The following is a 13,157-nucleotide window of genomic DNA, read 5'->3' as shown; positions in this document are numbered from 1 at the left end:
GTGACGTCCTTTCAGCAGGCGCGCATCGACCTCGGCAGCCAATTACGTCAGCTGCGCGAGGCCGCCCATCTGTCGGGCAAGGATCTGGCCGAACGGCTGCGCTGGCAACCGTCCAAGGTCTCCCGCCTGGAAAACGCCCGGCAGACGGCAACCGAGGATGACGTGGTCGTGTGGGCGCAGGCCGTACGCGCCTCGCCCGACACGACCGACGAGCTGATCAGGCAGGCGATCGCGTTGCTGGAGCGGCACGACGACTGGAAGCAGCGCCATCGCAGCGGTCTGGCCGCCATCCAGGAGGACATCCGCGACCTGGAGTCGCGCACGAAGTTGTTCAGGGTGTTCGAGCCCGGCATCATCGTGGGCCTGCTGCAGACCTCCGAATACGCCAGGCACGTCTTCCGCAAGGTCAAGCGCCTCTACAGCGCGGCCGACCAGATCGACGCGGCGGTGCGGGTGCGGATGCAACGTCAGGAGATCCTCTACGACCGCACGCGGACGTTCAGGTTCGTGGTGACGGAGGCGGTGCTGCGCACCGCCCTGGCGCCGCCCGAGGTCATGCGCGGCCAGCTCGACCGCCTGCTCGCGGTCAGTACGCTGCCGAACGTGGAGTTCGGCGTGATCCCGTTCGGCACCGAGCTCCCGTCCAACCCCATCAACGGCTTCTGGATCTACAACGATGCCCTGGTCGCCGTGCCCACCATGACGAAGGACCTGCTCCTTCGCGACCCCGACGACATCGCCTTCTACGTCCGGGCGTTCGACGGCTACGCGAAGGTGGCCGAGTTCGAGGAATCCGGGCGGGACGTCATCATCAGGATTCTTCGCGAATACCGTAAAGAAAGCTCACATTAACCGCAGCAATTGCTTGCCTCCCACCCCAAGATCGTGCAATTCTGTCGCGAGACGTTGCGGAGGTGACGCATGATGCTTGATACCGCGCTCTGCCTCGAGCGGTTCGCCTGGCACGCTGGTCGTCATGCTGACCTGTCGGTCCAGAGCCTCGCGTTGTCCAGCGACCCGGCGTACGTGTCGGTCCGCAACCGCTTCTCGGCCACCCTCGCGGAGACCGTGACCTGCTCTGACGAGGGGGCGTTCATCACCTCGTGGGGCTACCGCCTCGGCACCACCGAAGACGTCGAGTCCGCCGCCGCCCGCCTCGCCTTCCTCCTCGCCGCCCTCCCGGCCTAGCAGCCTGCCTTGTAGAGCACCTTCTGCACCTCCGGCTGGTCCACGTTCTCCTTGGTGACGATGGTGGCGTCGGTCGGGATCGACGGCGTGACCTGCTGCCCCTTGACGGCGGCGACGGCCTGCTCGACCCCCTTCGCGCCGATGTCACCGGGCAATTGTGCGATCAGAGCCTGTACGACGCCGTCCTTGAGCTGCTTGACCTGCGCCGGACCGGCGTCGAAGCCCACCATCTTGACCTGCCCCAGCTTGCCCGCCTGCTGGAGGGCCGAGCCCGCCCCGGTGGCCGAGTTGAGGTTCGTGGCGAACACTCCGGCCAGGTCGGGATCCTTCGCCAGCGCCGCGTTGACGATCTTGGAGGCTTCGCCGACGTCGTTGTGCGAGTACTGCACACCCAGATAGGTGATGTCGGGATGGCTCGCCTTGATCTCCTCCTCGAAGCCCTTGATCCGGGCGTCCACCGTGCTCACCCCCGGGTCGGTGGAGATGACCAGCGCCTTGCCCTTGCCGCCGATCTGCTCCGACAGCGCCTTGGCCGCCGCCGCGCCGCCCTTGAGGTTGTCGGTGCTGATCCTGGACAGGCCGATGCTCGGGTCCTCGACCACGGTGTCCACCAGGATGATCTTGATGTCCTGCTTCTTGGCCTGGGTCAGCGGCGCGATCATGGCCTTGACGTCGGTCGGCGCGATGAGCATGGCGTTCGGCTTGCCGGCGACGACCGAGTTGACGATCGGCGTCTGCAGCGTCGGGTCGAACTTCTGCGGCCCCTGCACGTCGAGCGTCACGCCCAGCTCCTTGGCCTTGGCCTTAGCCCCGCAGGCCATGGTCTCGTAGAACTCCTCCCCGGCCAGCCCCTGCACGAGCGTGATCCTGACCTGGTCACCGCCGCCGCCCTGCCCGCCGCAGGCGCTGATCATCAGTAGCGCTCCAAGAGCTGCCACAACCTTGCGCATGATGGTGCCTCCTCTACTGGTCGCGGGCCCTGCGCCGCCATTGGTCGACGTACACGGCGGCGACGAGCACGGCGCCCACCACCACCTGCTGCCAGAACGGCCGCACACCGAGGATCTGGAAGCCGTTCTGCAGCACGACGGGGATGAACACGCCGATGACCGTGCCGACGACCGTCCCGACCCCGCCGAACAACGACGTGCCGCCGATCACCACGGCCGCGATGGCCTGCAGGTTGTCGGTGGAGTGCGCGGACACGCCGGTGATCCCGTACTTGGCCAGCGACAGGTGTCCGGCCAGCCCCGCGAGCAGCCCGGCCAGGCCGTACACCCTGATCAGGTGCCGGCGCACGGCCACGCCACCGCGGCGCGCGGCCTCGGCGTTGGAGCCGATCGCGTACGTGTGGCGGCCGAAACGGGTGTAGGCGAGCGCGAGCGCGAGCAGTGCGGTGATGGCGGCGCAGATCCACGCGATGAGCGGCACGCCGAGCCAGCGCGCCAGCCCGAGCCCGAGGTTCAGCTCAGTCGGCGCCCGCAGATCCACGCCACCGGTCAGCAACAGGGCGGCGCCGAGCGACATGCCGAGCGTGCCGAGCGTCACGATCAGGGCGGGGATGCGCCCCATGGCGACCAGCACCCCGTTCAGCACACCCCACAAGAGCCCGCTCACCACGGCCGCCGCGGCGCCGAGCAGCAGCGACCCGGTGGCGTCCATGACCTTGGCGGCCGCCACGGCCGAGAACACCAGCACCCCGCCCACCGACAGGTCGATCCCCGCGGTGATGATCACGTATGTCATGCCGGTCGCGAGCAGCAGCAGGATGGCGGCGTCGCTGACCAGGTTGAGCAGGTTGAACGAGGTGGGGAACGTACGCGGCGCCAGGACCGAGAACGCCACCAGCAGCACGACCAGCACCAGGCCGATCCACACGACCTGCAACTCGCCCAGCCGCAGCCGCTTCATACGTCGTTCCCCTGTTCGAGCGCACCGGTCATGGCCCCGACCAGTTCCTCCATCGAGACGTGCGCGGTCTCGAAGCGGGCCACCCTGCGCCCGAGCCGCAACACCTCCACGCGATCGGACACGGCCATCACGTCCGGCATGTTGTGGCTGATCAGCACGACGGACACGCCGGAGTCGCGGACGCCCCGGATGAGGTCGAGCACCCGCTGCGTCTGCAGGACGCCGAGCGCCGCGGTCGGCTCGTCCATGAACACGGCCCGCCGAGCCCACGTCACCGCCCTGGCCACCGCCACCCCTTGCCGCTGCCCACCGGACAATGTGGAGACCGGTGCCTTCTGGGACCTCAGCCGAACCCCGAGCCGTTCGCAGGCGGCCCGCGTGTCGCGGCGCATGGCGGCGTTGTCCAGCACACCGAGCAGGCCGAGGAGTCCGGGCTTGAGGCGTTCCCTGCCGAGGAAGAAGTTGGCGGCGGGGCTGAGGTCGGCGCAGAGCGCGAGATCCTGGTAGACGGTCTCGATCCCGGCGCCCCTGGCCTCCTCGACGGCCCCGAACGCCACGGACTCGCCGTCGATCTCGATCGTCCCCGTGTCCGGCCGCTCGACGCCGGAGAGGATCTTCGCCAGGGTGGACTTGCCCGCGCCGTTGTCGCCAATCAAGGCCACGACCTCGCCGGGTCGCAGCATGAAGTCCGCGCCGCGCAGCGCCTCGACTTGGCCGTAGCTCTTCACGATCCCTCGGGCGTCGATCAGTGGTGCGGCCATAGCACCATCAAGAATCCGTCTGACATCGTTGTCAAGGGCGTTGTGATATGGGGCGCCGATCACGGCGCCCCGGTGACTCGTCAGGTGGCGCAGTCGTAGAGCCCGTCCTGGCCGTCCACCGCCGTGCAGTTCTCCTGCACCCAGGTGGTCACCTCGGTGTCCCCTCTGCCTCGGTCACCGCCCGACATGACGTAGCGGAGTTGTCCGGAGGAGACGAGTTCCTTGAGACGGTCCACGGTCATGGCGGGGTCGCTGCCGGTGAAGCCGCCCATGGCGATCACGGGCTTGTGGGTGGACAGGATGATCTGCGAGGCCTCCTGGGCGCTGCTCACCGCGACCAGCCAGGTGGCCGTGCCCTGGTTGGACACGAGGTATTTGACCATGGCGTCGCCGACCCCGCCGCCCGGCCCGCCACCGCCCATGAAGCCCGCCCAGCCACCACGTTCCACGCCCGAGCGCCCCTGGCCGGTGGCCTGGTCCTGGCCGGTGGCCTGGCCCTGGCCGGTTGCCTGGCCCTGGCCGGTGGGCAGCTGGCCTGGAGGCAGTTGCCCCGCCGGGAACTGGCCGCCGCCCGGCATCCCTCCCGGACGTCCGAACCCGCCCATCCGGTCCGCCGATGGCCCCGCGGTCGGATTGGTGCCGTTGACCTGCGACTGCAGCGGCGTGACGGCGAAGGCGGCCGGTCCCGCCAGCCCCGCGACCAGCGTGGCGGCCAGCGCGATCGCGGCCACCTTGACCGTCACCTGCGCCCGCACCCTGGCCAGCACGAGCACCACCACGGCCACCAGGGTCGCCCCGAGCACGACCCAGGCCAGCCACGGCACCCACTCGGGCGTGCGGCGCAGCACCACGAACGACCAGATTCCGGTGGCGGCCACCGCCAGCGGCAACGCCCAGGCCCACGCCCGCGACCGCCGGTACGCCTGCCACATGACGACCACGCCCATCCCGCACAGCGCGGCCACGGCAGGGGCCATGGCGGTCGTGTAGTACGGGTGGAACGTGCCACTGGAAAAGCTGAACACCACGTAATGAACGACCAGCCAACCGCCCCACACCAGCCAGGCCGCTCCCGAAGGCCCCTCACCGGAGGGCAACCGCCTGATCAGGGCGAACACCAGCGCCACCACACAGAACGGCAGCAACCAGGAGATCTGCCCCGCCATCGTGTCGTTGAACAGCCGCCCGGCCCCGGCTTCCCCACCGAAACCGGCACCACCACCCCCGAACCCACCACGGCCCTCGCCGAAGATCCGGCCGAGGCCGTTGTAGCCGATCACCAGGTCCCAGACGGAGTTGTCCGTGGAGCCACCGATGTAGGGCCGCGACGAAGCAGGCCAGAGATCGACGATGACCATCCACCAGGCGCTGGACACGACGAGCACGGCACCCGCCGCCAGCAGGTGCGACACCCGCTTCACAAAGGACTGCCGCGCACACACCAGGTACGCCGGCGCGAACGCGGGCACCACCAGATAGGCCTGCAACATCTTCGCGTTGAACCCCAGCCCGATGAAGAAGGCGCACCACAACAGCGACCGCATCCGCCCGGTCCGCACCGACTCCAGGCCGAACCAGGCCGCCAGCACCAGCAACAACACGAGAACCGTGTCGGGGTTGTTGTCCCGGTTGATCGCCACGGTGATCGGCGTCAGCGTCATGACGACGGCGGCGACCAGAGCGGCCACGTGCGCGTACCGTACCTGGACGAAGGCCCGGCGTACGGCCGAGAAGACCAGTCCGACGGCGGCCACGCCGGCGAGGGCCTGCGGGAGCAGCATGCTCCACGTGGAGTAGCCGAAGATCCGCGCCGACAGCCCCATCACCCACAGTGCCAGCGGCGGCTTGTCCACGGTGATGAAGGACCCGGCGTCGAGCGCGCCGAAGAAGAACGCCTTCCAGCTCTGCGTGCCCGAGACGACGGCGGCGGCGTAGTACTCGTTGGCGTCGCCGCTCAGCGCCCACGCGTACAGGACGAACGCCACGACCAGCACCGCCCACAGCGCGGGACGCGACCAGCGCGGGTCCTCCTCGGTGCCCTGGAACAGGCGCGCGGGCCGCACCTCGGTGGCGGTCATCGCGCCGTCCTCCGCCTGGGGTTGAACACCCAGACGCGCAGCAGCAGGAACCGTACGAGCGTGGCGGCCGCGTTCGCGATGATGACCGCGACCAGCTCCACCCCGTGCGAGACCCCGTCAGGCAGCAACGACAGGCTGCCCGAGGTGAGCGCCAGCCCCACGAGGAACGCGATCAGCCCCTCGAACTGGTGCCGCATCGCCCCGGCCGAGCCCGTGACGCCGAAGGTGAAGCGGCGGTTGGCGGCGGTGTTGGCCACGGCGGTGACCAGCAGCGCGACCGCGTTGGCCGGCAGCGGCGAGACCACCTGCCGCAACAGCGAGAACAACGCCAGGTACGCCAGCGTGCTCACCACGCCCACCATCGCGAACCTGGGCAGCTGCCTGGCCATCCCCTTCGGCAGCTGGGCCCGCTGGATCCGGGCCGGAACGGGGATGCGGGCCGCCCCGGACAACGTCTTGCGCGCGACCCTGGCCAGGCCGCGCAGGTCGTCGAGCGCGGTCCGGACGATGTCGACCCGGCTGTCCGGATCGTCCACCCAGTCCACGGGCACCTCGTGGATGCGCAGCCCGTGGCGTTCGGCCAGGAGCAGCAGCTCGGTGTCGAAGAACCACTGCTCGTCCTCGACGCCGGGCAGCAGCGCCTGGGCGATCTCCGTACGGACGGCCTTGAACCCGCACTGCGCGTCCGAGAACCGTGCGCCCATCACCGAGCGCAGCAGCAGGTTGTACGAGCGGGAGACGAACTCGCGCTTCGGCCCCCGCTCCACCCGCGACGCCCTGGCCAGGCGGGTGCCGATGGCCAGATCGCTGTGTCCCGACAGCAGCGGCGCGACCAGCGGCAGGAACGCGTCCAGGTGGGTGGACAGGTCCACGTCCATGTAGCTGACGACGTCGGCCTCGCTGGCCGCCCAGACCCGGCGCAGCGCCCGGCCGCGGCCTTTCTCGTCGAGGTGTACGGCTTTCACGTGCGGCAGTTCGCCGGCCAGCTCGGTGGCGATCTGCCAGGTGTTGTCGATGCTGGCGTTGTCGGCGATCGTGATGCGGTAGCCGTACGGGAAATGCCTGGCGAGGTAGGTGTGCAACCGGGTGACGCTGGCGCGTAGGGCCCGCTGCTCGTTGTGGACCGGGACGACCACCTCGACCAGGCGGGTCCTTACTGCTGTTATCTCCATGCACTCAGCAGACGGTTTGGCCCTTTAATGTGACTTATCCGCATCTGAGTTACGGATGAGAGTTCCCGGCAGATCGACGGTCGCGATCGCTCCGCCACCCGGCGCGTTCGCCAGGCTCACGTTGCCGCCCGCCTCGGCCACCGCCTGCGCCACGATCGCCAGCCCCAGCCCGGACCCGGGCAGGCCGCGCGCCGACGGTGAGCGCCAGAACCGCTCGAAGACGTGCGGCAACTCCTCCTCGGGCAACCCCGGGCCGTGGTCGCGCACGGTCAGCCAGCCGTGGCGCAGCCTCACCTCGACCTTGCCGCCGGGGCTGAACTTGGCCGCGTTGTCGATGAGGTTGAGCACGGCGCGTTCGAGGGAGGCGGCGTTGCCGACGACGTACCAGGGGGACAGCTCGGTGGCCACCTCCGCGCCGCGCAACCTGGCGCGCTCCACGGCGGCCGTCACCACCTCGTGAAAGGCCAGCTCGACGTGCGGCTCGTGGTCGGTGTCGCCCCTGGCGAGCTGGAGCAGGTCACCGACGAGCGTGGTCAACTCGGCGAACTGCGCCTTCACATTGACCAGCAGCCGCTCCTTGGCCGCCGGGTCGAGCCTGCGACCGGTCTGCTCACTGCGCAGCAGCAGGTCGATGTTGGTACGCAGGGTCGTGAGGGGGGTGCGCAACTCGTGTCCGGCGTCGGCGACGAGTTGTTGCTGACGTTCACGGGACCCGGCCAGGGCGGTGGTCATGGCGTTGAAGGAGGAGGACAGGCGGGCGATCTCGTCGTTGCCCTTGACGGGGATGCGGGTGTCGAGGTCCTCGGTCTGCGCGATGTGCTCGACCGCCCTGGTGAGCCGCCCCACGGGACGCAACGCGGCGCGGGCGACGAGCAGGCCCGCGGTCGCCGCGACCAGGATGCCGAGCGCGGCCACGCCGCCGAGCAACAGCGCCACCTCTCGCAACGTGTCGCGCAGATCGCCAAGCGGCACTGCGTCCATCACGGCCATGCCCGGCCCCACGTGCTCCGTGAGGATGCGCATCTCCCTGCCGTCCTCGGTGAGGCCGTTGTGCGGATGGTCGCGCCCGCCCGCTGCCACCCACTTGTCATCCTCGGTGACCACAAGAGCCGGCCCCACATAGCAAGAAGGGCGGCCGTCGGCGAAGATGAGCTGCGTCGAGCGCTGCGGGCCGTAGTGCTCCTCGTCAGACGGGACGGGACTGCACTCCCGCTGGAGGTAGGCCAGTTGCCCGCCTGGATCCTTGCCGGGCGGTGAGCCGAGCTGCCGGTCCACCTGCTCGTACAGCTGCTGGCGGACGATCATGAAGCAGGCGCCCGCGCTGATCGCCACCGCCAGCGCCACGGCGACGGTGACCAGCAGCGTCAGGCGCGCGCGGAGGCTGCCAGGGATCACGTCGCGACCCGCAGCACATAGCCCACCCCGCGCACCGTGTGGATCACGCGCGGCTCTCTCCCGGCCTCGGTCTTGCGCCGCAGGTACATCACATAGACGTCGAGTGAATTGGACGTCGGCTCGAAGTCGAACCCCCATACCTCGCTCAGGATCTGATCCCTGGTCAGCACCTGCCGCGGGTGCGCCAGGAACAGCTCCATGAGCAGGTATTCGGTCCTGGTCAGGTCGAGCCGGCGCGTGCCCCGCGTGACCTCCCTGGTCGCCAGGTCCATGCGCAGGTCGCCATACGACAGCGTGTCGCCGTCGGGGGTGCCCGCGCTGAGCGCGCCCCGCCGCAGCAGGGCGCGCACCCGGGCCAGCAGCTCGTCCAGCTCGAACGGCTTGACCAGATAGTCGTCGGCCCCCGCGTCGAGCCCCGAGACCCGGTCGCCGACCGCGTCCCGGGCCGTGAGCATGAGGACGGGGATGTGGTTGCCGGACGCCCGCAGCCTGCGGCACGCGGTCAGCCCGTCGAGCCGGGGCATCATGACATCGAGCAGCACCGCGTCGAAGGGCTCTCCGGCCAGCTCGGCGAGCGCCGCCTGCCCGTCGTTGGCCGTGACGACCCGGTAGCCCTCGAACTCCAGGCTCGACTGCAACGCCTCGCGCAACGCGGGCTCGTCGTCCACCACCAGCAACCGTGCCAGCTCACTCATGGTACAAACGCTATGGCTTCATCATGAGAACGCGATGAACGGGTTCATCTGCGTTTCATCAGGATCACCAGGCGACGGGCAGGGCTTTGAGTCCGAAGATGACACCTCCGTACTTGGCGGGCAGTTCCTCGTCGGCCACCGTGACCCGCAACCCCGGGATCCGCTCGAACGCCACCCAGTCCACCACCGACAGGTACCGCAGCAGCTCGTCGACCGCCATCGGCCACCCGCCGGGGTTCTCGCGCAGCGCGGCGAGCTGGCCGGGGTGGCGCAGCAGGGTGAGCGCGCTGAAGGCCCGGCATTAGCGTTTCAGCACGGCCATCGCCGCGTTGTGGCCGCCTATTCCGCTGACGCCGCCGCCTCTGCGGGCACTCGCGCCGCAGATCAGGATGCGCTCGTGCTCGGTTTCGACGCCCCAGCCGCTTTCTTCCGCGTACGGCCAGCTCAGGTCCGTGTGGAAAATGTGGCCGCCGGGCAGTCCGGCGTCCTTTTCCAGGTCGACCGGTGTTTTGACCTCCACGCATGGGGTGCCGTCCGGGGCCTGGAGCAGGCAGTCTTCGATGGGCTCGGCGAGGACGGAGTTGATGGAGGCGAAGGTGGCGGCCAAAGCGATTTTTCGCGATTTATCGGGATTTTTCCGGAAAAGTCGGGCGGGCAGATGCAGCCCGAACAGCGTCATCGTCTCGGCCCTGCCCCTGAGGTCCGGTCCGAGAATGGATGAATCGGTCAGCGAATGGCAATAGACCTCGGCCGGGGGCAATTCCGGAATTTCCCCTCTTGCCGCCTGCGCATGCGCTCTGGCGAGCTGATCACGTCCCTCATTGATATGGAACGTCCCGCTGAAGGCCGCCCGGGGATCCACGGACGTGTCCTTCAGCCTGGGCAGCCTGGTGAGCACCATGTTGACCTTCAGCTGCGCCCCCTCCGGCACCGTCGCGGGCCTGCCGAGCACCCGGTCGAGCACGGCGGGCGGCAGGTTGACCAGCACGTGCCCGCCGTTCACGGTGTGCTCGCCGTCGTCCGCCACGAACGTGACCTCACCGGCCGGCGAGATCCCGACGATCTCCGCCCCGGTCCTGATCTCGGCCCCCGCCTGCCTGGCCGCCGCTTCGAGCGCCCCGGAGACCGCGCCCATGCCGCCGACGGGGACGTTCCACTCGCCGGTGCCGTCGCCGATCACGTGATAGAGGAAGCACCGGTTGGCCAGCAGGTCGGTGGCGGGGTCGGCGAACGTGCCGATCAACGCGTCGGTGAGCACGACGCCGCGCACGGTGTCGTCGCGGAAGCGTTCGCCGACGGTCTCGCCGATCGGCCGCGCGAACAGGTCCCGCCACGCCTCCGCCCCCACCAGCCGCTCGATCTCGGCGGGGGTGCGCAGCGGTTCGAGCAGGGTGGGCGCCAGGGCACGCGCCACGCGCTCGGTCAGGCTGTAGAAGTCCTGCCAGGCCTGGTGGTCGGCGGCGCCGCCCGTGACGTTCGCGAACGAGGCCGCCGTCCTGCCCGCGTCCTCGTTGTCGACGAGCAGGCCGGTGTCGCCCTTGGGGGTGTACGAGGCGTAGCGGCGGCGGCGCAACTCCAGGTCGAGCCCCAGGTCACGGACGATTTGGGTGGGCAGGAGGCTGACGAGGTAGGAATACCGCGACAGACGCACATCGACACCGGGAAACGCCCGCGCGGAGATCGCCAGGCCGCCCACGTGGTCGTACCGCTCCAGGACCAGCACCCGCCGCCCGGCCCCGGCCAGGTACGCCGCCGCAACCAGCCCGTTGTGCCCGCCACCGGCCACAATCACGTCATACGTACCCATCCCCGGACCTTACGCCTCAAACCACACCACCCGTCAACAACCCTTTGCTGACAGGGCCGCACCGCTCGCAGCATCTTCACAGGAAACACCACCGCCATCGCTCTGGCAGGCGTCACCCTCCTCGTGTGATCCTCAGGTGGACGGCCGGGCCGAGGGGCCCGTAACCTGCTCTGTTCGGAACAAAGACCGCGAAACACTCCGTTCCCCCTAAACAGGGCCAGGACCACTCAAGGAGCATGAAACTCACCATGCGCAGCGCCACCGACTCCGTTCTCCAGCCCTCCGACGAGGTCGCCGAGGCCCTGGCAAGTCGCTCGCCGGTCGTGGCGCTGGAGTCCACGATCATCTCCCACGGGCTGCCGCAACCGCGCAACCTGGAAGTGGCACGGGAGCTGGAGGGAGTCGTACGGGCCGCGGGCGCCGTGCCGGCCACGATCGCCGTGCTGGACGGCGTGCCACGCATCGGCCTGAACGACGTGGAGCTGGAGCGCATCGCGACCGAGTCGGGGCTGCGCAAGCTGGGCCAGCGGGACCTGCCCGTGGCGGCGGCGCTGAAGGCGAGCGGCGCGACCACGGTGTCGGCCACGTCGTTCCTGGCCGCCCGCGCCGGCATCCGGATCTTCGCCACCGGCGGGCTCGGCGGCGTGCACCGCGGCTGGACGGAGGACCAGGACGAATCCGCCGACCTCGACACGCTCGCCCGTACGCGCATCACGGTCGTCTGCGCGGGCGTGAAGTCGATCCTCGACGTGCCCGCCACGCTGCAGCGCCTGGAGACGAGGGGCGTGAGCGTGGTGGGATACCGTACCGACACCTTTCCCGGCTTCTACCTGCACTCCTCCGGCCAGCCGATCGATTGGCGGATCGAGTCGCCCGACGAGGCCGCGGACATCATGCGCGGCCAGGACACGCTCGGCGGCCGGGAGACGGCGCTGATCGTCGCCAACCCCGTCCCCGAGGATCAGCAGCTCGATCCGGAGTTGCACGACCGCGTGCTGGCCGAGGCGCTGGCCGCCGCCGAACGCGAGGGCGTCAAGGGGCAGGCCATCACCCCGTTCCTGCTCGGCTACCTGGTGAACGGCACCGCCGGAGCCTCCCTGGAGGCCAACCTGGCCGCCGTACGCGGCAACACCGCCCTGGCCGCCCAGATCGCCCTGTCGTGGGCCAGAACGTGACGGGCAAGGCTCTCCTCGTCATCGGTGACGCGGTCACCGACGTGGTGGCATTGCACGGTTCGCCGGTCATGTCGGGCACCGACACGGCCGCCGACATCGTGCTGCGCCCCGGCGGCTCCGGCGCGAACACCGCCGCCTGGGCCGCCCGCTTAGGCGCCGACGTCCGCCTGCTGGCCAGGCTCGGCTACGACAGCAGCGCGTGGCACACCACCGAACTGATCAAGGCAGGAGTCCGCCCGCAGGTCACCGTGGATCCGGCGCGCCCCACCGCGGTCGTGATCGCGATGGTGGACAAGAGCGGCGAACGTTCGATGCTCACCAACCGCGGCGCCGGCGGCCTGATCTCCGAGGCCGACTGGAGCCCGTCCCTGCTCGACGGCGTCGGCCGACTGCACCTGTCGGGCTACGTCCTCTTCGCCGAGCCCGGGCTGCGGCTGGCCAGGCTCGCCATGGCCGAGGCGGCCGCCGCGGGCGTCGCCATCAGCATCGATCCGGCCTCCACAGGCCCGCTGCGCGACTTCGGCGTTGAACGTTTCATGCGCGAATCGTCCCCCGCCAACCTGATTATCCCGAATCTCGACGAGGCTCTCCTTCTCAGTGGTGCCACGACGGCGGAGCGCGCCGCCGTACTCTTGAGTGAGATGTACGGCACAGCGGTCGTGAAGCTGGGAGCGAAGGGCGCGACGGCCGCCGTGGACGGCGCGGTGGTCGCGACGGCGGCAGGCGTGCCCGCCAAGGTCGTGGACTCGACGGGGGCCGGTGACGCGTTCGCCGCCGGGTTCCTCACCGCGACTTTGCATGGTGTCAGCGAGGAGGCCGCTTTGGAGGCAGGTTGCCGTGCTGGTGCCGAATGCGTGGCCCGGGTGGGCGGTCGGCCACGGTACGGTTTGGATCTGAACCGTCTTTACCCTATTCACACTGATTGATAGCTTGCCGCGTAGGCTGCACCATTAGCCACATACGTTACGGGCAGCA

Annotated in this window: 13 protein-coding genes; 4 read left to right on the top strand and 9 right to left on the bottom strand. The window is 69.5% G+C overall.

Annotated features, from left to right (window positions below; translation table 11 throughout):
- Positions 1 to 852 (top strand): helix-turn-helix domain-containing protein, encoded by an 852-nt coding sequence (locus ACFLIM_RS43940; RefSeq protein ID WP_393175630.1) that lies wholly within the window; start codon positions 1 to 3, stop codon positions 850 to 852.
- A 69-nt stretch (positions 853 to 921) separates the two neighbouring features.
- Entirely contained in the window at positions 922 to 1,188 is a 267-nt protein-coding gene (locus ACFLIM_RS43935; protein ID WP_357869288.1) for a hypothetical protein, read from the top strand.
- Here the strand turns inward: ACFLIM_RS43935 and ACFLIM_RS43930 are convergent.
- The 9 genes from ACFLIM_RS43930 to ACFLIM_RS43890 form a co-directional block, all read right to left on the bottom strand.
- Positions 1,185 to 2,138, bottom strand: a complete 954-nt coding sequence (locus ACFLIM_RS43930; RefSeq protein ID WP_393175627.1) for an ABC transporter substrate-binding protein — start codon at positions 2,136 to 2,138, stop codon at positions 1,185 to 1,187. The genes ACFLIM_RS43935 and ACFLIM_RS43930 overlap by 4 nt on opposite strands.
- A 13-nt stretch (positions 2,139 to 2,151) precedes the next feature.
- The gene (locus tag ACFLIM_RS43925; protein WP_393175625.1) at positions 2,152 to 3,099 is read right to left on the bottom strand and encodes an ABC transporter permease; all 948 of its coding nucleotides are present in this window, start codon (positions 3,097 to 3,099) and stop codon (positions 2,152 to 2,154) included.
- Positions 3,096 to 3,860: an ATP-binding cassette domain-containing protein gene (locus ACFLIM_RS43920; RefSeq protein ID WP_393175623.1), complete on the bottom strand. Its 765-nt coding sequence runs from the start codon at positions 3,858 to 3,860 to the stop codon at positions 3,096 to 3,098. Before ACFLIM_RS43920 ends, ACFLIM_RS43925 begins: the two co-directional genes overlap by 4 nt.
- An 80-nt stretch (positions 3,861 to 3,940) precedes the next feature.
- A complete protein-coding gene (locus ACFLIM_RS43915) occupies positions 3,941 to 5,938 on the bottom strand; it encodes a glycosyltransferase family 39 protein (protein ID WP_393175621.1) in 1,998 nt (665 codons plus the stop codon).
- Positions 5,935 to 7,110, bottom strand: a complete 1,176-nt coding sequence (locus ACFLIM_RS43910; RefSeq protein ID WP_393175619.1) for a glycosyltransferase — start codon at positions 7,108 to 7,110, stop codon at positions 5,935 to 5,937. Before ACFLIM_RS43910 ends, ACFLIM_RS43915 begins: the two co-directional genes overlap by 4 nt.
- Before the next feature lie 24 nt (positions 7,111 to 7,134).
- Complete coding sequence (locus ACFLIM_RS43905) at positions 7,135 to 8,505, bottom strand: sensor histidine kinase (RefSeq protein WP_393175617.1); 1,371 nt, start codon at positions 8,503 to 8,505, stop codon at positions 7,135 to 7,137.
- Positions 8,502 to 9,200 carry a response regulator transcription factor gene (locus tag ACFLIM_RS43900; protein WP_393175615.1) on the bottom strand — a complete coding sequence of 233 codons (699 nt, stop codon included), beginning with the start codon at positions 9,198 to 9,200 and terminating at the stop codon, positions 8,502 to 8,504. The genes ACFLIM_RS43905 and ACFLIM_RS43900 overlap by 4 nt, the downstream gene beginning before the upstream one ends.
- A gap of 64 nt (positions 9,201 to 9,264) precedes the next feature.
- Positions 9,265 to 9,420 (bottom strand): hypothetical protein, encoded by a 156-nt coding sequence (locus ACFLIM_RS43895; protein ID WP_393175613.1) that lies wholly within the window; start codon positions 9,418 to 9,420, stop codon positions 9,265 to 9,267.
- A gap of 81 nt (positions 9,421 to 9,501) precedes the next feature.
- On the bottom strand, positions 9,502 to 11,007 hold the full coding sequence (locus tag ACFLIM_RS43890) for a phytoene desaturase family protein (RefSeq protein WP_393175611.1): 1,506 nt from the start codon (positions 11,005 to 11,007) through the stop codon (positions 9,502 to 9,504).
- 236 nt (positions 11,008 to 11,243) lie between these two features.
- Here ACFLIM_RS43890 and ACFLIM_RS43885 point away from each other — a divergent pair, with 236 nt between their 5' ends.
- Both ACFLIM_RS43885 and ACFLIM_RS43880 read left to right on the top strand, forming a co-directional pair.
- A complete protein-coding gene (locus tag ACFLIM_RS43885; protein WP_393175609.1) occupies positions 11,244 to 12,182 on the top strand; it encodes a pseudouridine-5'-phosphate glycosidase in 939 nt (312 codons plus the stop codon).
- Positions 12,167 to 13,108: a carbohydrate kinase family protein gene (locus ACFLIM_RS43880; protein WP_393175607.1), complete on the top strand. Its 942-nt coding sequence runs from the start codon at positions 12,167 to 12,169 to the stop codon at positions 13,106 to 13,108. The genes ACFLIM_RS43885 and ACFLIM_RS43880 overlap by 16 nt, the downstream gene beginning before the upstream one ends.
- The last annotated feature ends 49 nt before the right edge of the window (positions 13,109 to 13,157 follow it).

This window comes from Nonomuraea marmarensis, from assembly GCF_043197025.1.
In the GTDB taxonomy this organism is placed as follows: domain Bacteria; phylum Actinomycetota; class Actinomycetes; order Streptosporangiales; family Streptosporangiaceae; genus Nonomuraea; species Nonomuraea marmarensis.
Note: the sequence above shows the minus strand (reverse complement) of the source record. Positions and strands in the feature narration are given on the sequence as shown.

What these genes read in the sequence shown, in the direction of transcription:
- ACFLIM_RS43935 (WP_357869288.1), top strand. Translation starts at nt 922, where the DNA reads ATGATGCTTGATACCGCGCTCTGCCTCGAGCGGTTCGCCTGGCACGCT.
- ACFLIM_RS43930 (WP_393175627.1), bottom strand. Translation starts at nt 2,138, where the DNA reads ATGCGCAAGGTTGTGGCAGCTCTTGGAGCGCTACTGATGATCAGCGCC.
- ACFLIM_RS43925 (WP_393175625.1), bottom strand. Translation starts at nt 3,099, where the DNA reads ATGAAGCGGCTGCGGCTGGGCGAGTTGCAGGTCGTGTGGATCGGCCTG.
- ACFLIM_RS43920 (WP_393175623.1), bottom strand. Translation starts at nt 3,860, where the DNA reads ATGGCCGCACCACTGATCGACGCCCGAGGGATCGTGAAGAGCTACGGC.
- ACFLIM_RS43915 (WP_393175621.1), bottom strand. Translation starts at nt 5,938, where the DNA reads ATGACCGCCACCGAGGTGCGGCCCGCGCGCCTGTTCCAGGGCACCGAG.
- ACFLIM_RS43910 (WP_393175619.1), bottom strand. Translation starts at nt 7,110, where the DNA reads ATGGAGATAACAGCAGTAAGGACCCGCCTGGTCGAGGTGGTCGTCCCG.
- ACFLIM_RS43900 (WP_393175615.1), bottom strand. Translation starts at nt 9,200, where the DNA reads ATGAGTGAGCTGGCACGGTTGCTGGTGGTGGACGACGAGCCCGCGTTG.
- ACFLIM_RS43895 (WP_393175613.1), bottom strand. Translation starts at nt 9,420, where the DNA reads ATGGCGGTCGACGAGCTGCTGCGGTACCTGTCGGTGGTGGACTGGGTG.
- ACFLIM_RS43890 (WP_393175611.1), bottom strand. Translation starts at nt 11,007, where the DNA reads ATGGGTACGTATGACGTGATTGTGGCCGGTGGCGGGCACAACGGGCTG.
- ACFLIM_RS43885 (WP_393175609.1), top strand. Translation starts at nt 11,244, where the DNA reads ATGAAACTCACCATGCGCAGCGCCACCGACTCCGTTCTCCAGCCCTCC.